The organism is Mesorhizobium sp. BR1-1-15 (genome assembly GCF_020165475.1).
Classification (GTDB): domain Bacteria; phylum Pseudomonadota; class Alphaproteobacteria; order Rhizobiales; family Rhizobiaceae; genus Mesorhizobium.
In genome coordinates, this window is the sequence record NZ_JAIUIF010000004.1 from 428,251 (window position 1) to 447,625 (window position 19,375).

The 19,375-nt window shown below is 64.7% G+C and carries 18 protein-coding genes and 1 tRNA gene; 12 read left to right on the plus strand and 7 right to left on the minus strand.

Annotation, left to right across the window (positions count from 1 at the left end):
- Nucleotides 1-36: 36 nt before the first annotated feature.
- The 4 genes from LB541_RS10545 to LB541_RS10560 all read left to right on the plus strand — a co-directional run bounded on the left by LB541_RS10545 (nucleotide 37) and on the right by LB541_RS10560 (nucleotide 4,830).
- Nucleotides 37-816, plus strand: a complete 780-nt coding sequence (locus LB541_RS10545) for a helix-turn-helix domain-containing protein (protein ID WP_140630126.1) — start codon at nucleotides 37-39, stop codon at nucleotides 814-816.
- Nucleotides 817-1,001: 185 nt separating this feature from the next.
- Nucleotides 1,002-1,754: an SDR family NAD(P)-dependent oxidoreductase gene (locus LB541_RS10550; RefSeq protein ID WP_140512897.1), complete on the plus strand. Its 753-nt coding sequence runs from the start codon at nucleotides 1,002-1,004 to the stop codon at nucleotides 1,752-1,754.
- Nucleotides 1,755-1,967: 213 nt separating this feature from the next.
- A complete protein-coding gene (locus LB541_RS10555; RefSeq protein WP_140664246.1) occupies nucleotides 1,968-3,311 on the plus strand; it encodes a glucoamylase family protein in 1,344 nt (447 codons plus the stop codon).
- Entirely contained in the window at nucleotides 3,301-4,830 is a 1,530-nt protein-coding gene (locus LB541_RS10560) for a mercuric reductase (protein WP_140523518.1), read from the plus strand. Before LB541_RS10555 ends, LB541_RS10560 begins: the two co-directional genes overlap by 11 nt.
- 31 nt (nucleotides 4,831-4,861) lie before the next feature.
- Here the strand turns inward: LB541_RS10560 and LB541_RS10565 are convergent, their stop codons facing one another.
- Together LB541_RS10565 and LB541_RS10570 are read right to left on the minus strand one after the other, a co-directional pair.
- Nucleotides 4,862-5,443 (minus strand): DUF1349 domain-containing protein, encoded by a 582-nt coding sequence (locus tag LB541_RS10565; protein ID WP_140556896.1) that lies wholly within the window; start codon nucleotides 5,441-5,443, stop codon nucleotides 4,862-4,864.
- Nucleotides 5,444-5,516: 73 nt separating this feature from the next.
- Nucleotides 5,517-6,956, minus strand: coding sequence for an aldehyde dehydrogenase family protein (locus tag LB541_RS10570; RefSeq protein ID WP_140664173.1), 1,440 nt, complete (start codon nucleotides 6,954-6,956; stop codon nucleotides 5,517-5,519).
- Nucleotides 6,957-7,221: 265 nt separating this feature from the next.
- Here LB541_RS10570 and LB541_RS10575 point away from each other — a divergent pair, with 265 nt between their 5' ends.
- From LB541_RS10575 to LB541_RS10595, 5 genes are all read left to right on the plus strand, one after another.
- Nucleotides 7,222-7,881: a TetR/AcrR family transcriptional regulator gene (locus tag LB541_RS10575; protein WP_181169871.1), complete on the plus strand. Its 660-nt coding sequence runs from the start codon at nucleotides 7,222-7,224 to the stop codon at nucleotides 7,879-7,881.
- 94 nt (nucleotides 7,882-7,975) lie between these two features.
- On the plus strand, nucleotides 7,976-9,229 hold the full coding sequence (locus LB541_RS10580) for a sarcosine oxidase subunit beta family protein (protein WP_140523508.1): 1,254 nt from the start codon (nucleotides 7,976-7,978) through the stop codon (nucleotides 9,227-9,229).
- Between the two features lie 70 nt (nucleotides 9,230-9,299).
- Entirely contained in the window at nucleotides 9,300-9,566 is a 267-nt protein-coding gene (locus tag LB541_RS10585) for a sarcosine oxidase subunit delta (protein WP_140512890.1), read from the plus strand.
- Complete coding sequence (locus LB541_RS10590; RefSeq protein WP_224618332.1) at nucleotides 9,563-12,445, plus strand: sarcosine oxidase subunit alpha family protein; 2,883 nt, start codon at nucleotides 9,563-9,565, stop codon at nucleotides 12,443-12,445. Before LB541_RS10585 ends, LB541_RS10590 begins: the two co-directional genes overlap by 4 nt.
- On the plus strand, nucleotides 12,438-12,956 hold the full coding sequence (locus LB541_RS10595; RefSeq protein WP_140497233.1) for a hypothetical protein: 519 nt from the start codon (nucleotides 12,438-12,440) through the stop codon (nucleotides 12,954-12,956). Before LB541_RS10590 ends, LB541_RS10595 begins: the two co-directional genes overlap by 8 nt.
- On the opposite strand, the gene LB541_RS10600 is transcribed toward LB541_RS10595, so the two are convergent.
- From LB541_RS10600 to LB541_RS10615, 4 genes are all read right to left on the minus strand, one after another.
- On the minus strand, nucleotides 12,946-13,431 hold the full coding sequence (locus LB541_RS10600) for a hypothetical protein (protein WP_140497235.1): 486 nt from the start codon (nucleotides 13,429-13,431) through the stop codon (nucleotides 12,946-12,948). The genes LB541_RS10595 and LB541_RS10600 overlap by 11 nt on opposite strands.
- Nucleotides 13,432-13,468: 37 nt before the next feature.
- On the minus strand, nucleotides 13,469-13,624 hold the full coding sequence (locus LB541_RS10605; RefSeq protein WP_181168359.1) for a hypothetical protein: 156 nt from the start codon (nucleotides 13,622-13,624) through the stop codon (nucleotides 13,469-13,471).
- Nucleotides 13,625-13,680: 56 nt separating this feature from the next.
- Nucleotides 13,681-13,756, minus strand: a tRNA-Ala gene (locus LB541_RS10610).
- A 173-nt stretch (nucleotides 13,757-13,929) separates the two neighbouring features.
- Nucleotides 13,930-14,319: a TIGR02300 family protein gene (locus LB541_RS10615; protein WP_140497238.1), complete on the minus strand. Its 390-nt coding sequence runs from the start codon at nucleotides 14,317-14,319 to the stop codon at nucleotides 13,930-13,932.
- 207 nt (nucleotides 14,320-14,526) lie between these two features.
- Between LB541_RS10615 and aroA the strand changes: the two genes are divergently transcribed.
- The 3 genes from aroA (at nucleotide 14,527) to rpsA (ending at nucleotide 18,551) form a co-directional block, all read left to right on the plus strand.
- Nucleotides 14,527-15,885, plus strand: a complete 1,359-nt coding sequence (gene aroA, locus LB541_RS10620; RefSeq protein ID WP_224618334.1) for a 3-phosphoshikimate 1-carboxyvinyltransferase — start codon at nucleotides 14,527-14,529, stop codon at nucleotides 15,883-15,885.
- A gap of 114 nt (nucleotides 15,886-15,999) precedes the next feature.
- Nucleotides 16,000-16,650, plus strand: coding sequence for a (d)CMP kinase (cmk, locus tag LB541_RS10625; protein ID WP_140512881.1), 651 nt, complete (start codon nucleotides 16,000-16,002; stop codon nucleotides 16,648-16,650).
- A gap of 203 nt (nucleotides 16,651-16,853) precedes the next feature.
- Entirely contained in the window at nucleotides 16,854-18,551 is a 1,698-nt protein-coding gene (gene rpsA, locus LB541_RS10630) for a 30S ribosomal protein S1 (protein ID WP_140497246.1), read from the plus strand.
- Nucleotides 18,552-18,662: 111 nt separating this feature from the next.
- On the opposite strand, the gene LB541_RS10635 is transcribed toward rpsA, so the two are convergent.
- Nucleotides 18,663-19,370 (minus strand): SDR family NAD(P)-dependent oxidoreductase, encoded by a 708-nt coding sequence (locus LB541_RS10635; RefSeq protein WP_140512879.1) that lies wholly within the window; start codon nucleotides 19,368-19,370, stop codon nucleotides 18,663-18,665.
- Between the last annotated feature and the right edge of the window lie 5 nt (nucleotides 19,371-19,375).

Consider the following 19,375-nt stretch of genomic DNA (forward strand, 5'->3'; position numbering starts at 1 on the left):
CAATGACGGGCGAGAGCTCGTCGCCGAAAAAGAGGCATGCGCATGGGCAACATCTGGGCGCCGCTCGCCATGGCGATCGCCGCCACCGGCACCGACAGGCATGTCGACTGCCTGATCGACCTGATCGGCGCCGACATCGCGCATGACCTGGTGACGGTGACGCGCTACTCGGCGACGCAGACGCCGCAATTCGTCAAGCACCGGCGCTTCTCCGACGAGATGGTGCGGCGCTACCTTGATAATTATTACGTGTTCGACCCCTTCTACGCTTCCTGGCGGCGCGAGCGCCGGCTGGGCATCATGCCGCTCAAGCGGCTGTCCGACGACGAGGCCAAACGCGGCCAGTACATAGCCGGCTTCCTCGCGCAATCGGAGATCTGCGATGAAGTCGGCATCATGCTGGCCGATGGCGGCGACTGGTGCCTCGGCATTTTCCTCGATCGCTCGACGACGGCGTTCAAGGACAGCGAGATCGCCCTGCTGACCGAGCGGCTGCCGGTGTTCGAGGCGCTGCACGCGCTCGACATCAAGGCGCGTGGAAGCGATTTCTCGCGCAGTTCGGCGCCCTCCAGCCCCGGCGCCTCGCCGCGCCAGCAGCCCACAATTCCAGCGAGCCTGTGGCCGGAACTGTCGCTCAGGGAAAGGGAGCTCGTGCAACTGATCCTGGCCGGCCATCCGACCGCCAACATTGCCGAGCGGCTCGGCATCACCGTCGGCACGGTCAAGAACCATCGCCGGCGCATCTATGAGAAACTCGACATCACCACCGAGCGGGAATTGTTCCTGCAGTTCTTCCTGTACCGCTCGGACAAATAGGCCTGGCGCTGGTGCAAGCGCTGGACAGGCAGATCGAGGGGAGCCCGGCATAACGCGCCTCAGGGATTGGCCCAGACGATCGAGGTGCATGCCGGCTTGAACTTGGCCGGCGGCGACCTCACAGTCACCCCCGAACATGGTTTCGCCGAGCGGAGCCGATTTGCGCCAGGACAGGGGAAAATGAGATGCCGACGATTTTCGCGGAACGGTTTGCCGGACGCTCGGCGGTGATTACGGGCGGCGCATCCGGCATCGGCCTCGCCGTCGCACAGAGGCTGATCCAAGAAGGCGGGCGCGTTTCGGTTTGGGACCGCGATCCCGCCCAGATCGAAGCGGCCAGGGCTTCGATCCCAGCGCTGCATGGCCAGACCGTCGATGTCGCCGACCCGGCGGCGGTGGATCGGGCGGCGCGGTCGACGATCGAGGCGCATGGCGGGGTCGACATCCTGATCACCAGCGCCGCCATCACCGGTCCCAACATGACCGCCTGGGACTATCCGGTGGAGGACTGGCGTCTGGTCATCGACATCAACATCAACGGTGTCTTCTACTGCAACAAGGCGCTCGTCCCGCACATGCTGGAGCGCAATTACGGCCGCATCGTCAACATCGCCTCGATCGCCGGCAAGGAAGGCAATCCCAACGCTTCCGCCTACAGCACATCCAAGGCCGCGGTGATCGGCCTGACCAAATCGCTCGGCAAGGAACTGGCCAAGACCGGCATAACCGTGAACTGCGTCACGCCGGCGGCGGTGCGCACGGCGATCTTCAAGCAGATGAGCCAGGAGCATATCGATTTCATGCTCTCCAAGATACCGATGGCGCGCTTTGGCGAGCTCGACGAGGTGGCGGCGCTGATTTGCTGGATCGCCTCGGAGGAATGTTCGTTCACGACGGCTGCCGTCTTCGACGTCTCCGGCGGCCGCGCCACCTACTGATGTGGTGCGGCGCTTTCCGGCTGGCGGCAAGCCACTACAATTGCGCGTGAGGAAGCAACCAACGGAGCTGGACAAGCGTACAGTGGCCGAAGCCGGAACCCGGCAACGGCAACAATGAGGGCGAAGACATGACCAGGCGTGACAGTTCGGCCCGCGCGCAATTCCTGCACCTTTCCCCGGCAATCGCGACGACCGGACCGGAGCTTGCCGCATTTGCTTAAGGTCGAGCCTGCCATCCTGTCGGACGACGACCTTCTGGATCGTTTCCAGCGCGCGGCCTTCGGCTATTTTCTGGAAAACGTGAACCCCGCAAACGGGCTGGTCGCCGACACGTCGCGGTCGAATTCACCGGCCAGCATCGCGGTCGTAGGCTTTGCGCTCTCTTGCTATCCGATCGGGGTCGAGCGCGGCTGGATGGAGCGGGAAGCAGCGGTGGACCTGACGCTCGCCGCGCTGCGTTTCTTCTGGACCAGCACGCAAGGCAGTGGCGCTGATGTCACCGGCCACAAGGGTTTTTACTATCATTTCCTCGACATTCGCACCGGACTTCGGGTGTGGCGCTGCGAACTGTCGATGGTGGATACGGCATTGCTGATGGCCGGCATTCTCGTGGCGGGCGCCTATTTCCGGGGCGACAATGACGAGGAAGCCGAAATCCGCCGGCTGGCCGAGGCGCTCTACCGGCGCGTCGACTGGCGATGGGCGCAAGGCAGCAGTCCGACGTTGCGACAGGGCTGGAAACCGAAGAGCGGCTTTCTCCACTATGGCTGGGAAGGCTACAATGAGGCGACGATCCTCTATGTCCTGTCGATGGCCTCGCCCGACAGCCCGACGTCCGACGACAGCTACGCGGGCTGGACGGCGACCTATCAGTGGGAAAACATCTACGGCTACGACGTGCTTTATGGCGGTCCGTTGTTCATGCACCAGTTCTCTCATGCCTGGATCGATTTCGCCGGCATCCGCGATGCTTTCATGCGCGAGAAGAATTCGGACTATTTCGAAAACAGCCGCCGCTCGACCTACCTCCACCGCGACTATGCTCGGCACAACCCCCATGGCTATGACGGCTACGGAGAGAACCTCTGGGGGCTTTCGGCCGGGGACGGACCGGGCGGCTTTCGCAGCAGCATACAACGGCGGCGGCGCCGGTTTTCCGGCTACGTCGCGCGCGGTGCGCCTTTCGGGCCGGACGACGGCACGATCGCGCCGTGGTCCTATCCGGCGTCGCTGCCTTTTGCGCCTGATATCTGCATGGCGGCGCTGCGCCATCTCGCGGATCGCTACCCCCAGGTGATCGACAATTTCCGGCTGCCGAGCGGCTTCAACCCGACGCTGGCCAACCGGCGAAAATTTGGCCGCGACGGCTGGGTGTCGGAAGGCCATTTCGGCCTCGACCAGGGCATCGTGGTGATGATGATCGAGAACCACCGCTCGCGCCTGTTGTGGGAGCTGATGCGTTCCAACCAGTACATCCGCCGCGGCCTTAACAAGGCGGGGTTCACAGGCGGATGGCTGTCGCAGCCGGCAAGCCCGGATGGCCGCGATGTCGCTTGAAGGGACGAAAGCTGCCGGTTTTCCGGCCGACCACAATGATGTCGAGCTGGTCAGGGGCGCCCATCCGCCGCATTGGCGAAACCCGCCGCCCACCGGACCATACAATCTCGTCGTCGTCGGCGCCGGGCCTGCCGGCTTGACTGCCGCGACCGAAGCGGCAAGCCTCGGCGCGAAAGTGGCGCTGATCGAACGCGGGTTGATCGGCGGCACGTGCATCAACACCGGCTGCATCCCGTCCAAGTCGATCATCCGTACATCCAGGCTCTATGCCGACATGCGCGATGCCGAGAATTTCGGAGCCGATGCGCCGGACCATCTTCGCGTCGATTTCCAGCGCGCGATGACCAGAATGCGGCGCATCCGGCAACGGATCAGCCATGCCGACAGCGCAGAGGCGCTTGCTGCGCTGGGCATCGACGTTCATTTCGGCGAAGCCCGGTTCGAGGGAAGCGATTGCGTGACCGTCGCGGGAACCACGCTGCGCTTCCGCAAGGCGCTGATCGCGACAGGCGCGAGGCCGGAGTTTCCATCCATTCCCGGCCTGGTCGAGGCCGGCTATCTCAGCAACGAGACGATGTTCGACCTTGTCGACTGCCCGAAGCGGCTGCTGGTCATCGGCGGCGGGCCGCTTGGCTGCGAGACAGCGCAGGCCTTCTGCCTGCTCGGTGCGAAGGTCATCCTGGCGCAGAGCGATCCGATGTTCCTGCCCGGCGAGGAACGCGACGCCGCGCAGATCCTTTCGGAAGCGCTGGCGCGCGAGGGGGTCGAGGTCCGACTGAACACCGAAGTGGTGGCGGTGCGCAGGGACGGCGACAAGAAGCTCGCCGACCTGGTGCGGGACGGCGACACGACGACCATTTCCGTCGACGAGATCATCACCGGCATAGGCCGCTCGCCCAATGTCGACGGTCTTGGCCTCGACGAGGCGGGGGTTGCCCACGATGCCAAAGGCATCAAGGTGGACGACTATCTCAGGACCTCAAACCCGCGCATCTATGCGGCGGGCGATGTCTGCCTCGACTACAAATTCACGCATACCGCTGAAGCAACAGCCCGCATGGTCGTGCAGAACGCCCTGTTTCTCGGGCGCAAGAGGCTGAGCGAATTGGTGGTTCCGTGGTGCACCTACACCGATCCGGAAATCGCCCATGTCGGCCTCTATCCGGTGGAGGCGCGCCGCGACGGCATTCCGGTCAAGACCTATACGGTGCTGATGCACGATGTCGCCCGCGCGGTGATGGACGGCGAGGAAGAGGGTTTCGTCAAAATCCATGTCAGGGAAGGATCAGACCGCATCCTCGGTGCGACCGTGGTCGCCGCCCATGCTGGCGAGATGATCAACGGGGTGTCGCTCGCCATCAGGTCGGGCATGGGATTGCACGCGCTGGCCGACGTCATCCATCCCTTCCCGACACAGGCGCAAGGCATCAAAATGGCCGGCGACGCTTACCGGCGAACGCGGTTCACCCCTTTGTGGAGGCATCTGGCGGCACGCTGGCTGGCGTGGTCCAGGCGATGACACTTGTGTCCCGTCGGCGTTGGCGCGGGCTTCAGCCGTGCAGGTCCCGCGAAATCGGCGGGCCGACCGAAAAGCCGGTGAAGGTGACCTCGAAGCCTTCGCGCTGCGGCGAACAGCACATCATGCCGACATCGACCGCCTTCGAGACCGGGAAGTAGGCGAGCCGCACCGGCTTCCAATGACCGTCGGAGACATCCAGGTACTGGACGCGGATGGTCTCGGCATGGCGGGTCAACCGGATCGCAACGCCATCCGGACCGGCCGGAATGGTGGCCAACGACCAGTCCGAGGCATCGTTGGTGACGACGACCGAAAAATACATGACGCCGTCGGTGTATTCGATGCCGGCCTTGATCCAATGCGTTTCGCTGAGGCGGAGCATCAGCCCCGCCTGGTCGTAGAGCACCTCATAGCGTCCGTTGACGGTGACTTCCGCGGTGAAATCGCCCTCTACGCGCTTGTAGAGGAAATGGCCGTTGTCGCGCCAGAAACCGTAAAAGGTCTCGCGCCAGAAGTCCGTCTCCTTGCCGGTGCGCACATGAACCGCATCGCCGTCGATGGAATGATGCGGCGGCGGATTGAGCCAGGTCAGATCCTTGTCTTGAACTGTCATCGCCTTGTCTCTTGGTGCACGCGAAGGCTTCGCCGGCCCGGTCAGCCGGCGCCCCGATCAGCCTGCGCCCCGATCAGCCTGCGAATGTGTAGGCGGTCTTCACGGTGGTGTAGAATTCCATGGCGTATCGGCCCTGTTCGCGCGGACCGTAGCTCGAGCCCTTGCGGCCACCGAAGGGAACATGGAAATCGACACCCGCCGTCGGCAGGTTGACCATCACCATGCCGGCCTCCGAATTGCGCTTGAAATGCGTGGCGTGCTTGAGGCTGGACGTGCAGATGCCGGACGTCAGTCCGAATGGCGTATCGTTGGCGACGGCGAGCGCCTCGTCATAGCCCTTGACGCGGATGACGCTGGCGACAGGTCCGAAAATCTCCTCTCGCGAGCTGCGCATGGCGTTGGTGGCATCGGTCAGCAGCGCCGGCCGCAGGAAGAAGCCCGGCGTCTTGCGGTCAAGCCGCTCGCCGCCGAAGGCGAGCGTGGCGCCTTCCCTGACGCCGATGGCGATGTAGTCTTCGTCCTGCTTGAGCTGCGTCGCATCGACGACGGGACCGATCTGGGTCTGCGCGTCGAGCGCATCGCCGACGACCAGTTTGTCCATCCGTTCCTTGAGCGCTTCGACGAAACGGTCATGAATGCCGTTCGTCACGATCAGCCGGGACGAAGCCGTGCAGCGCTGACCGGTCGAGAAGAAAGCGCCGTTGATCGCGCAATCCACAGCCGTAGCGAGGTCGGCATCATCGAGCACCACCAGCGGGTTCTTGCCGCCCATTTCGAGCTGGAACTTGCGCATGTGCTCGACGCTCGCCGCGGCGACGCGCTTGCCGGTGCCAACCGAGCCGGTGAAGGTGATGGCGTTGATGTCCGGGCTGTCAAGCATCGCCTGGCCGACCACCGAGCCCTTGCCCATGACGAGGTTGAGCACGCCCTTGGGCAGGCCGGCACGGTGCAGTATGTCGACGATGGTCCAGGCGCTCTCGGGAACGAGATCCGCCGGCTTGAAGACGATGGTGTTGCCGTGGGCAAGCGCCGGAGCGATCTTCCAGGCGGGAATGGCGATCGGGAAGTTCCAAGGGGTGATGATGCCAACCACGCCGACCGCTTCGCGCGTGATCTCGACACCGACGCCCGGCCGCACGCTAGGCACGACTTCGCCCGAGAGGCGCAGTGTCTCACCGGCGAAGAAATCGAAGATCTGGGCGGCTCGAATGGTCTCGCCAATGCCTTCGGCCAGCGTCTTGCCTTCCTCGCGCGCAAGGTTGCGGCCGATCTCGTCCTTGCGCGCCAGGATCTCGTCCGACGTCTTCTTCAGCACCGCGTGACGGACCAGCAGACCCGAGCGCGACCAGGCGGGAAAGGCCGCCTTGGCCGCGGCGATCGCCTGTGCCGCATGTTCGACACCTGCGGAAGCGTATTCGCCGACGATGTCGCCGGTATCGGACGGGTTGATGTTGCGGGAGCCGGCATCGCCGACCCACTCGCCGTCGATGAGGTTCTGTCGAAGCGGTGCCATGTCGTGTCTTTCCTGCTGGTTCGCCGCGCGGCGGCATCTGTGTGATTGTATTTGCCAGACAATTGCGCTGCGGGAAAGCACGCTTTGCGCGGACGGCCGCGACAAAGTCTCTCGGTTCGCGGCCCCGCGCGACCTGCTGCCCGCGTCGCATCGTCCTTGGCCCAACAGGTTCGGCGACACATCGTTCCAATCACCACGAAACGGGTCTGTACATGTATGTCCATAGTCTTGATTTGCCCGGGGCGGCGTGTCATGCGTCGTGCCGATGGAAGCCACCGACACGACAACCCAGCGCGCCGGCGCCACCGGCAACATCAAGGTCACCCGGGAAGACTGGCTCAAGCTCGCGCTTGAAACGTTGATTTCGGACGGCGTCGAAAGCGTCCGTGTGCAGACGCTCGGCCAGAAGCTCGATGTGTCGCGTTCCAGTTTCTATTGGTACTTCAAGAGCCGCCAGGACCTGCTCGACCAACTGCTGGATTATTGGCGGCAGACCAATACAAGGTTCATCGTCGAACGCGCCGCGCGGCCTTCCGCGACCGTCATCCGCGGGGTGATGAGCATCTTCGAGTGCTGGGTGGACGAGAAGCTGTTCGATCCGCAGCTGGATTTCGCGATCAGGGCGTGGGCCCGGCGATCGCCCGTCATCAGGCGGGCTCTCGACGACGCCGACGAGGAGCGCGTCGACGCCATTCGCGACATGTTCAGGCGCCACGGCTATGACGAGGAAGACGCCTTCGTGCGCGCCCGCGTGCTCTATTTCATGCAGATCGGCTACTACTCGCTCGAGCTCGATGAACCGATGAGCAGCCGTCTGCCGCACGTCGCGTCCTATCTGCGCAGCTTCACCGGCCAGGAGCCCACGGCACAGGACGTCGAGGATTTTTCGCGCTATGTCGAGGAAACGCTTTCGCGCAGCCGTTAGCGACAGCCGCGCTTTTACATCACGGCACGAACTAGACATATATGTACAATAGCGTTACGCCTCAGCCCATTGAACCAACCTCCTCCAGCACGCCATGACCAGACGCTATTCCGCTTTGTCGCTCTTGAAGGAAGGCCTCGCCGGCCAGACCGGCTGGGAGCCGGCCTGGCGCTCGCCCGAGCCGGAGCCGTCCTACGACGCGATCGTCATCGGCGGCGGCGGCCACGGGCTGGCGACGGCCTATTACCTGGCGAAGAATCACGGCATCGCCAGAGTAGCGGTTTTGGAAAAGGGCTGGATCGGCGGCGGCAATACCGGCCGCAACACGACCGTGGTGCGCTCCAACTATTACTATCCGCAGAGCGTCGAGCTCTATGGGCTGGCGCACCGGCTCTATGAGGGACTGTCGAAGGACCTCAACTACAACGTCATGCTGTCGCAGCGCGGCATGGTCAGCCTGTGCCACTCGACCGCCGAAATGGAGACCGGGGCACGCACAGTCAATGCCATGCAGATCAACGGCATCGATGCGGAGCTGTTTTCGCCCCAGGATGTGCGCCGGGTGGCGCCGATCTACAATTTCACGGCCAATGCGCGCTTTCCCGTGTTCGGCGGCATCTGGCAAAGCCGGGCCGGCACCGCGCGCCACGACGCGGTCGCCTGGGGTTATGCACGGGCCGCGAGCCGACTCGGCGTCGACATCATCCAGAACTGCGAAATCACCGACTTCATCGTCGAGGGCGGCCGCTGCCGCGGCGTCCAGACGACGCGTGGCGCCATCCGCGCGGACCGCATCGGCATGGCCGTGGCAGGACATTCCTCGGTGCTGGCGGCCAAGGCCGGCTTCCGCCTGCCGATCAATTCCTATGCGCTGCAGGCCTGCGTAACCGAACCGGTCAAGCCGATCCTCGACACGGTGGTGCTGTCGCCCGGCACGGGCGTCTATGTCAGCCAATCCGACAAGGGCGAGATCGTCATCGGCGGCGGGCTCGACCGCACTCCCTCCTATGCCCAGCGCGGTAACCTGCCGACGCTGGAGGGGGTGATCGCGGGGCTGTTGGAAATGTTCCCGATCTTCGGCCAGCTGAAGCTGATGCGGCAATGGGCCGGGATCGTCGACGTCGTGCCGGACTCCTCGCCGATCATCGGTGAATCGCCACTGCCCAATCTGTTCCTCAATTGCGGCTGGGGCACGGGCGGCTTCAAGGCGATCCCCGCCGGCGGCACGCTTCTGGCGAACCTTTTGGCAACGGGCAGGCACAACGACATCAGCCGCCCCTTCGATCTCGACCGCTTCGCCAGCGGGCGGCTGATCGACGAAGCGGCCGGTTCCGGCATCGCGCATTGATGCATGTCGCGCAAAAGCGCCGAGCGGCCTTAGGGCAACGACATGCATAAGACGACGACTGAGGTTTGCCATGCAGCTTTTCCCTTGCCCGTTCTGCGGCCCGCGCGACGAGACCGAATTCCACTATGGCGGCGATGCCGGCAATGTCAGGCCTGATGGCGCCGAGGTGCCGATCGAGCACTGGGCCAACTACCTCTATCTGCGCTCCAACCCAAAAGGCGCGGCGCGCGAGATCTGGGTGCATATGAACTGCGGCGAATTCTTCGTCATGGAGCGTGACACCGTTACGCACAAGGTGCTGTCTTCGGCTGCCCTGGGCGGGGAGCACGCGGCGTGACCGCCTCGCGCCTTAGCACGGGTGGCAGCGCCATCGACCGCTCGCGCCCGATCCGCTTCAGCTTCGACGGCGCCACCGTACAGGGATTCGCCGGCGACACCATCGCCTCCGCGCTGCTGGCCGCCGATGTCGCGGTCGTCGGCCGCAGCTTCAAATACCACCGGCCGCGCGGCATCTGGGGCGCGGGCGTCGAAGAGCCGAACGCGCTGGTGGATATCAGCGGCCCGCAGACGACGCCGAACACGCGTGCGACGACCGAGCCGGCGCGCGACGGGCTGGTGGCCAAAAGCGTCAACGCGACACCCAATGCGCTGGCCGACCGCAACGCCTTCCTCGACCGCTTTTCCCGCTTCATTCCGGCCGCCTTCTACTACAAGACCTTCATGTGGCCGGACTGGCACATGTTCGAGCCACGCATTCGCGCCATGGCGGGACTGGGTCAGGTAGACAAGGACTGGACGTCGCCCGGCCCGGCCGACCAGATCAACCACCATTGCGACGTGCTGGTGATCGGCGCCGGACCGGCCGGGCTGGCAGCGGCAAGGCTGGCGGCCGGCGCAGGCCGGTCCGTCATGCTGGTCGACGACCAGCAAAAGCCCGGCGGATCGCTCGGTCACCGAGCTGGCGAGATCGACGGCAAACCGGCCGCCGTCTGGGTCGAGGAGACGGTTGCGGGGCTTTCCGCCGGCGGTCACCTGGTCCTGCCTTCGACCACCGCATTCGGTATCTATGACCATAATCTGGTCGGGCTCAACCAACGCCATTTCGACGGCCGGCCGGACACGCTGTGGCGGGTCAGGCCGCGCCGGATCGTGCTGGCGACGGGCGCCATCGAGCGGCCCCTGCCATTCGCCAACAATGACCTGCCGGGCATTCTCTCGGCGGACGCAGCGCTCAGCTATCTCAGGCGCCATGCGGTGCTGGCCGGCCGCCATATCGTCGTCGCCGCAAACAATGACAGCGCCTATGAAGTGGCGGAGGCGGCCGCCGAGGCTGGCGCCGACGTCACGCTTGTCGACATCAGGCGCGACGGTATGCCCGCCGCGCCCGCCAAGGTGCGGATGCTCAAGGGCTGCGCGCTCACCGCCGCGGCCGGCAAGCTGCGCGTCGAGGGTGTGATGCTGGACGACGGCACCAGGCTCGACGCCGATTGCGTGCTGGTGTCGGGCGGCTGGACACCGACCATCCATCTCTTCGGCCAGGCCAAGGGCAATCTCGCCTGGAGCGAGGCGCGCGCGGCCTTCCTGCCGGGCGACCCGGTCGAGGCCATAGCGGTGGCCGGAGCTGCCGCCGGCGCGGTTTCGTTGTCGGAGGTATTCGCCGGTTCGCAGAAAGCCGTCGCGTCGCTCGGCCCGACGAAGGCAGCAGTGCCGCGCAGCAGCGGAACGGAGGCGACCAGCGGGATAGTAGCGGCATGGCCAACGCCGGGTTCGAAGGGACGCATCTGGATCGATTACCAGAACGACGTGACGGTGAAGGACATAGAGCTGGCGGCGCGCGAAAATTTCGTCTCGGTCGAACATCTGAAGCGCTACACGACGCTCGGCATGGCGACCGACCAGGGCAAGACCTCCAACCTGCCGGGCCTGGCGCTGATGGCCGGGATCACCGGCCGCACGGTGCCGGAAGTCGGCACCACGACCTATCGTCCGCCGTTCACGCCGGTTCCGCTGGCGAGCTTCGCCGGCGCGCGCAGCGGCGAACTGATGGCGCCGGTTCGGCGGCTGCCGCTGGAGAGCGTGCATCGTGCCAGCGGCGCCGTGTTCCAGGAGTATGGCGGCTGGCTGCGCCCGGCCCACTACGGCGGCGGCGGCGATACGGATCGCTCGATCCAGGACGAGGCGCGCCGCGCCCGCCAGTCCGTCGCATTGTTCGATGGCTCGACGCTGGGCAAGATCGAGGTGATCGGACCCAAGGCGGCCGCGTTCGTCGATTTCGTCTATTACAACACGATGTCGACGCTGAAGCCGGGCCGCTGCCGCTACGGCTTCATGTTGTCCGAGAATGGCGTGGTCTTCGATGACGGCGTGCTGGTGCGGCTGGACGAGCATCGCTTCGTCGTGTCGTGCTCGTCCTCGCACGTGGCCGCCGTGCATGCGCGACTGGAGGAGTGGCGCCAGGACCGGTTCGGGCGCGGCGCGGTCTACATCCACAACGCCACCGCGGAAATGGCGACCCTGACCGTTTCGGGACCGAACGCCCGGAAACTGCTCGAGACGGTTGATCTCGGCCTTTCGCTCGAGGATGGCGAGCTGCCGCACATGGCGGTCGGCCAGGGCAGCTATGACGGCGACGAGGTGCGCATCACCCGCGTCAGCTTCACCGGCGACAGAAGCTACGAGATCTCCATCCGGGCCGATCGCGCGGAGTCCTTGTGGGCGCGCCTGCGCGACGCCGGGCAGGCGTTCGATGCGGTTGTCATCGGCCTCGAGGCGCTGATGATCCTGCGCGCCGAGAAAGGCTTCATCGTGATCGGCAAGGACACCGACGGCACCAACCTGCCGCACGACCTCGGCGTCGAGGGCCCGCGGGCAAAGCGCCAGACCGAATTCGTCGGCCGCCGCTCGCTGTTCACCGAAGAGGCTTCGCGCGGCGACCGCATGCAGCTGGTCGGGCTGACGGTGCCGTCCGGCGAAGCGCCGCTGCCAACCGGTGCGCATGGCATCAAGCGCAGCGGCGGCAAGCTGCGCAGCCAGGGCTTTGTCACATCGAGCTACCGGAGCCCCACGCTTGGCCGGCCGGTTGCGCTCGGCCTGATCGAGCGCGGCGCGGCCCGCCACGGCGAAACGATCGAAATCCAGCATCTCGGCAAGGCGATGACGGCGACGATCACCTCGCCATGCGCCTTCGACCCGGCAGGAGACCGGCTCAATGCGTGATCTCGCCCAAAAATGGCCGGTAGCGCCGGACTGGCAGTCGGCAACCATCAGTGCACCGGGTCTCGAGGCGCGCACGATCCCGGGCCTTCACCAATTGCTGGTCAGCGGCAACCTCGACGCCTGGGCGCGGAGATCCGGCATGGATGGCAACGGCGTGGGCGCCTTTGGCAGCGCGCAAGGTGACCGCTATGCGGCGCGTCTGGCGCGCGACCGCCTGCTCGTCGTGTCGAGCACACCGCTCGCCATCGCCGCGGGTTGGCGCGCGGAAGGTTTCGCGGTGACGGCGATCAGCGCTGGACTTCATGTGTTCGAGGTCAAAGGCTCGGCGATCGACGCTTTCATCGCGCGCGGATCAACGCTTGACCCAAACAAGGAAAGCGCCAGTGCCGCACTTTCCTTCGCCGGCGTCAGCGCCATCGCCTACCGCCACCGGGACCGACTGCGCATCCATGTCGATCGCGGCCTGGCATCCTATCTCTGGACGTGGATCGAAACGGCTCTCAGAGCGTGAACGACCAGAACAGGCAGGCCAGCGTGGCCGCCGCGAAGATAACGAAAAACAGACTGCGCAAGAGCACGTTGCGGCGAAGCTCGTTCATGACGAAGTGGCAACCGACGATAGCCGCCGCAAACAGGAACCGCCAGTTCAGCAGCGCCCATAGGGCGTCGCGCTGGCCGAATGCCCATCTGGCGACGAGACAGCCTACGATGGAGGCAAGGAGCACGATCACGGTCCAGAAGATGGCATCGGCTGCATGGGTGAGCACGATGCTGGCGGCTCTGATCGGCAGGATCATCATCAGCAGCGCGCTGAAGAAATAGACAGCGGCGAGTGGTATGAACATCCCGGCATCGGCAATGCCGTCGAGGCGCCTGACGCCGATCGCACCGTAGGGGTAGCCGTGCCTGGCCACCACCAGGCTCAAGGCCATGAGCAGCGCTGTCAGCACCGCGACCAGGGCGAAGGACGTGAGGGCTTTGCTCATGACGGTCCCGTTCAAAGCGAATCAAACAGGAACCGTTTTAGTCAATGGCCGCATATTGCGTAAGCACCGGCGCGCCCGACGGCAGCGAAATCGGCAGGCAGCCCAGCATCAGTGGAGCGGGCGGCCAGAACGAAACCGCCGCGTCGACCGCCTGAGCGGCGCGCTTCAGGCTGCGGCGGGCAGCGATGTCCAAAAATTCCGAAGCTGAATCCGGTTTCTACAACCCCGAAATTTGGAAAAGTGACTGTTTGGTGGAGCCAATCGGAATCGAACCGACGACCTCTTGAATGCCATTCAAGCGCTCTCCCAACTGAGCTATGGCCCCACTTCCGGCAGTCAACCGGCGCCGTTTCCGGCGAAGAGATCCGGCGCGGGTTGGAGACCGCGCCGTTAGTGCAGGCGGCTTCTAACCCCGCCCTTCGTCAATATCAAGCCTTCATCAGCGGCTTTTTCTTCACAAGCTGCGAAAGCCGGCAAACGCTTGCGTTCCCGGCCTTGTCAGACCTCGTCGTCGTCGTCGCCGACGCCGATCATGTCGGCGACATCGTCGTCCTCTTCCTCTTCGTCGGCGAGGAACGTATCGTCCTCGTCGTCGCCCAGGTCGACATCATCCTCGTCGTCGCCGAGATCGGGCAGATCGTCGCCCTTGACGTCTTCGTCAGCCTCTTCGAGCGAGACGACTTCTACGCCCTCCTCGTCCTCGGCGTCCACTTCCTTCTCGGCCACTTCCTCTTCCTCCTCGAGGGCGGCGATCTTGCCTTCCTCGAAATAGGAACGCGGATAGGTCTTGCCGGTATAGGGCGAGACGATCGGGTCCTTGTTCAGGTCGTAGAATTTTCGACCCGTTTCAGGGTCGATACGCTTTGTGCCAAGTTCGGTTTTTGCCACGGCAAGCCTCGTCGATAAAAGAGTGGTCCCCTTAACCACTGTTTGCAGCGCTGTCAAAGCCAAAAGCCGGCGTCACAAAACCATGCGTTGAAAGGCCTAGCGTCAAGTGACGACCATGGGGGATGACCATTTCGGCCCACCGTGATACGAGACCGCCGCAACAAATGAAAAGCGCCGGCCCGCCGGCATTCCGTCCAGGGAACTTCCATGTCTCACGCCGCCGCTTCCAAGCCGGCCACCGCCCGTAAATGTCAAGCGCTTTCCGGTACGGCGCGCGTGCCGGGCGACAAGTCGATCTCGCACCGCTCCTTCATGTTCGGCGGGCTCGCCTCCGGCGAGACCCGCATCACCGGCCTGCTCGAAGGCGAGGACGTCATGCGCACCGGTGCCGCCATGAAGGCGATGGGCGCGCATATCGAGAAGCGCGGCGACGAATGGGTGATCCGCGGCACCGGCAACGGCGCGCTGCTGCAGCCGGAAGGGCCGCTCGACTTCGGCAATGCCGGTACCGGCTCGCGGCTGACCATGGGGCTGGTCGGCACCTATGACATGGAAACGACCTTCATCGGCGATGCTTCCTTGTCAGGCCGGCCGATGGGCCGCGTGCTGGAGCCGCTGCGCCAGATGGGCGTGCAGGTGCTGAAGGCAACGCCCGGCGACCGCATGCCGATCACGCTGCATGGGCCAAAGCATGCCGCCCCGATCACCTATCGCGTGCCGATGGCCTCCGCGCAGGTGAAATCGGCGGTGCTTCTCGCCGGCCTCAACACGCCGGGCATCACCACCGTCATCGAGCCTGTCATGACGCGCGACCACACCGAAAAGATGCTGAAAGGCTTTGGCGCCAATTTGTCGGTCGAGACCGACGAGCGCGGCGTGCGCCATATCTTCATCGAGGGCCAGGGCAAGCTCACCGGCCAGACGATCGCTGTGCCGGGCGACCCATCCTCGGCCGGCTTCCCGCTGGTGGCCGCGCTGATCGTGCCGGGTTCCGAGATCGTGATCGAAAACGTGCTGATGAACCCGACCCGCACCGGGTTGCTTTTGACTTTGCAGGAGATGGGCGGGCAGATCGAGATCTTGAACCCGCGTAACGCCGGCGGTGAGGATGTCGCGGACCTGCGCGTGCGTTACTCCGAACTCAAGGGCGTCACCGTGCCGGCCGAACGGGCGCCGTCGATGATCGACGAATATCCGGTGCTGGCGGTTGCCGCCAGCTTCGCCGAGGGCGAGACGCTGATGCAGGGGCTGGAGGAACTCAGGGTAAAGGAATCCGACCGGCTGTCGGCGGTAGCCAATGGGCTCAAGCTCAACGGCGTCGACTGCACAGAGGGTGAGGCATCGCTCGCGGTGCGCGGAAAGCCCGGCGGCAAGGGGCTCGGCGGCCACCCCAATGGCCCGGACACGACCGTGCAGACCCATCTCGACCACCGCATCGCCATGAGCTTCCTGATCATGGGGCTGGCGACCGAGAGGCCGGTGACCATCGACGACGCCAACATGATCGCGACAAGTTTCCCGGAGTTCATGAGCCTGATGACGGGGCTTGGGGCGGAGATCGGGTGAGAGTTGATGGGTTGGGGCCAAACTGAAATGCCGGCAGGACAGAGGGGGGCGCGACGGATCGCAAGCTCTCTCCGGACCGCTACGCTGTTCGGTTTCAGGTATGCTGGCCTGCCAATGACACACGTCTTCACCATCGCCATCGACGGTCCGGCCGGAGCCGGCAAGGGCACCCTCGCCCGGCGTCTGGCCGATCACTACCGACTGAACCTGCTCGACACCGGCCTCACCTACCGTGCCGTCGCCCATGCCTTGCTGCGGCTTGGCTTGCCGCTCGACAATGTCTCGGCGGCCGAGACGGCCGCGCGCCAAGTCGACCTGGCGAAGCTCGACCGGGCCGTCTTGTCGGCGCATGCGGTTGGCGAAGCGGCCTCGAAGGTCGCGGTGTTTCCAACGGTGCGGCGCATCCTGGTGGAGAAACAGCGCGAGTTTGCCAAATCCCCTCCGGGTGCCGTGCTCGACGGTCGCGACATCGGCACCGTGGTGTGCCCCGATGCCGACATCAAACTCTATGTGACCGCGAGCGCCGAGGTGCGGGCAAGGCGCCGGCTGGCGGAGATCGAGAGCATCGGCGGCACGGCTGATTTCACCGAAATCCTCGCCGATATCCGGCGCCGCGACGAGCGTGACATGGGCCGCGCCGACTCGCCCTTGAAGCCTGCCCCCGACGCGCACTTGCTTGATACCAGCGAAATGGCTATAGAAGCCGCGTTTCTCGCGGCCAGAACTGTCATCGACGACGTGCTGTCCAAGGGAAACAAGGCCTGATCCGGGTTTTCCCTCGAGTTTCCGTTGCTGGAGGCAAAGGAAATACCCATATCGGGCACGAACCAGCCTGCCAGCATTCTTCATGCGCCGGACTTGCCGCCTTAAGCGGCCAAGGGCTCTTTGCCCGGAACGCCGGCAGGCCAACGCAACGCTAACCCACGGCGCACGCCCCGCTAAAGATGCGGGGTATTCCAGGAGAAACAATGTCTGTAGCAAATCCCTCTCGCGACGATTTCGCGAGCATGCTCGAAGAATCATTCACCGCCGGCCATTCCGGCGAGGGCCAGGTTGTCCGGGGCACGATCACCGCGATCGAAAAGGACATGGCCATCATCGACGTCGGCCTCAAGGTCGAAGGCCGCGTGCCGCTGAAGGAATTCGGCGCCAAGGGCAAGGAATCCACCCTCAAGGTCGGCGACACGGTCGAAGTCTATGTCGAGCGCATCGAGAACGCGCTTGGCGAAGCCATGCTGTCGCGCGAGAAGGCTCGCCGCGAAGAGAGCTGGGTGCGTCTCGAAGAGAAGTTCACCAAGGGTGAGCGCGTCGAAGGCGTCATCTTCAACCAGGTCAAGGGCGGCTTCACCGTCGACCTCGACGGCGCCGTGGCGTTCCTGCCGCGCAGCCAGGTCGACATCCGCCCGATCCGCGACGTGTCGCCGCTGATGCACAACCCGCAGCCTTTCGAGATCCTCAAGATGGATCGCCGCCGCGGCAACATCGTGGTGTCGCGCCGCACCGTGCTCGAGGAGAGCCGCGCCGAACAGCGTTCGGAAATCGTGCAGAACCTCGAAGAAGGCCAGGTGGTCGAAGGCGTGGTCAAGAACATCACCGATTACGGTGCGTTCGTCGACCTCGGCGGCATCGACGGCCTGCTGCATGTCACCGACATGGCATGGCGCCGCGTCAACCATCCGACCGAGATCCTCAACATCGGCCAGACGGTCAAGGTGCAGATCATCCGCATCAACCAGGAAACGCACCGTATCTCGCTCGGCATGAAGCAGCTCGAGAGCGATCCGTGGTCGGAGATCGGCACCAAGTTCCCGATCGGCAAGAAGATCAAAGGCACCGTCACCAACATCACCGACTACGGCGCGTTCGTCGAGCTGGAGCCGGGCATCGAAGGCCTTATCCACGTTTCGGAAATGTCGTGGACCAAGAAGAACGTGCATCCCGGCAAGATCCTGTCGACGACGCAAGAAGTCGATGTCGTGGTGCTCGAAGTCGATCCGGCCAAGCGCCGCATCTCGCTCGGTCTCAAGCAGACGCTGGAGAACCCGTGGGAGGCTTTCGCTCGCAGCCATCCGGTCGGCAGCCAGGTCGAGGGCGAGGTCAAGAACAAGACCGAGTTCGGCCTGTTCATCGGCCTGGAAGGCGACGTGGACGGCATGGTGCACCTTTCCGACCTCGACTGGACCCGTCCGGGCGAGCAGGTGATCGAGGAGTACAATCGCGGCGACATGGTCAAGGCGCAGGTGCTCGACGTCGACATCGAGAAGGAGCGCATCTCGCTCGGCATCAAGCAGCTGGCCCGCGACACGGTTGGCGAAGCGGCGACTTCAGGCGAGCTGCGCAAGAACGCCGTCGTCACCTGTGAGGTCATCGGCGTCAAGGATGGCGGTCTGGAAGTGCGGCTGGTGGAAAGCGGCATCGAGACCTTCATCAAGCGCTCCGACCTTTCCCGTGACCGCGACGAGCAGCGCCCCGAGCGCTTCACCGTCGGCCAGAAGGTCGACGCCCGCGTCATCGCCTTCGACAAGAAGACCCGCAAGCTGCAGGTCTCGATCAAGGCGCTGGAAATCGCCGAGGAGAAGGAAGCGGTCGCCCAGTACGGCTCGACCGACTCCGGCGCTTCGCTGGGCGACATCCTGGGCGCCGCGCTGAAGAAGCAGGGCAGCTAAGCGCCCTTTCGCACAGGCCCGAAACAAACCCCCGCCGGAGCGATCCGGCGGGGTTTTTCTTTGTCGGAAACTCGGACGCAGCCCGAGGATCGTCGAAGTCAACTATGCGCGTTATGCGCGACCGTAGAGCGGCACCAGCGTGCCGCTCATCGCCTGGTTGGCGGGCGAGGCCAGGTAGGCGATGGCCTCGGCCGCCGCTTCGAGGCTGACCCATTTGCTGAAATCGGCATCCGGCATGTCGGCACGGTTGGCCGGCGTGTCGAGCGTCGAGGGGGCCACCGCATTGACCAGGATGCCCTGGTGCTTCAGCTCTTCCGCCATCGCCACCGTCATCGCCGCGACCGCTGCTTTGGAGGCGGCATAGGCGACCATGCCCGAGCCGCGGCGCGGATCGAGCCCGGCGCGTGCCGTGACATTGACGACGCGGCCGGCGGTGCCCGCCGCCAGCATCGAGCGCACCGCCGCACGGCTGCACAGGAACGCGGTGCGGGCATTGGTGTCCATCATCTCGGCAAAGGAGGCGGATTCGATCTTCTCCACCGGCGCCATGGCAAAGCCGCCTGCCAGATGGATCGATCCCCACAAGGCGGGAACCTGGGCATAGAAGGCTTCGACCTTGGCGGAGTCGGAGAGGTCGACATTGTGCGCCAGCCTGACGTTCTCGTGCGTGGTGAAAGGGAAATGCGAAGGTGCCGCGGCATGGGCGTTCGGCACATGGCAGACCGCGCCCTCGCCCAGCAGCTTGCCGACGACCGCGCCGCCGAGCGCACCGGTCCCACCGGTCACAACGATGTGCCTGCCCTGAAGTGTTTCCGTCATCCTGG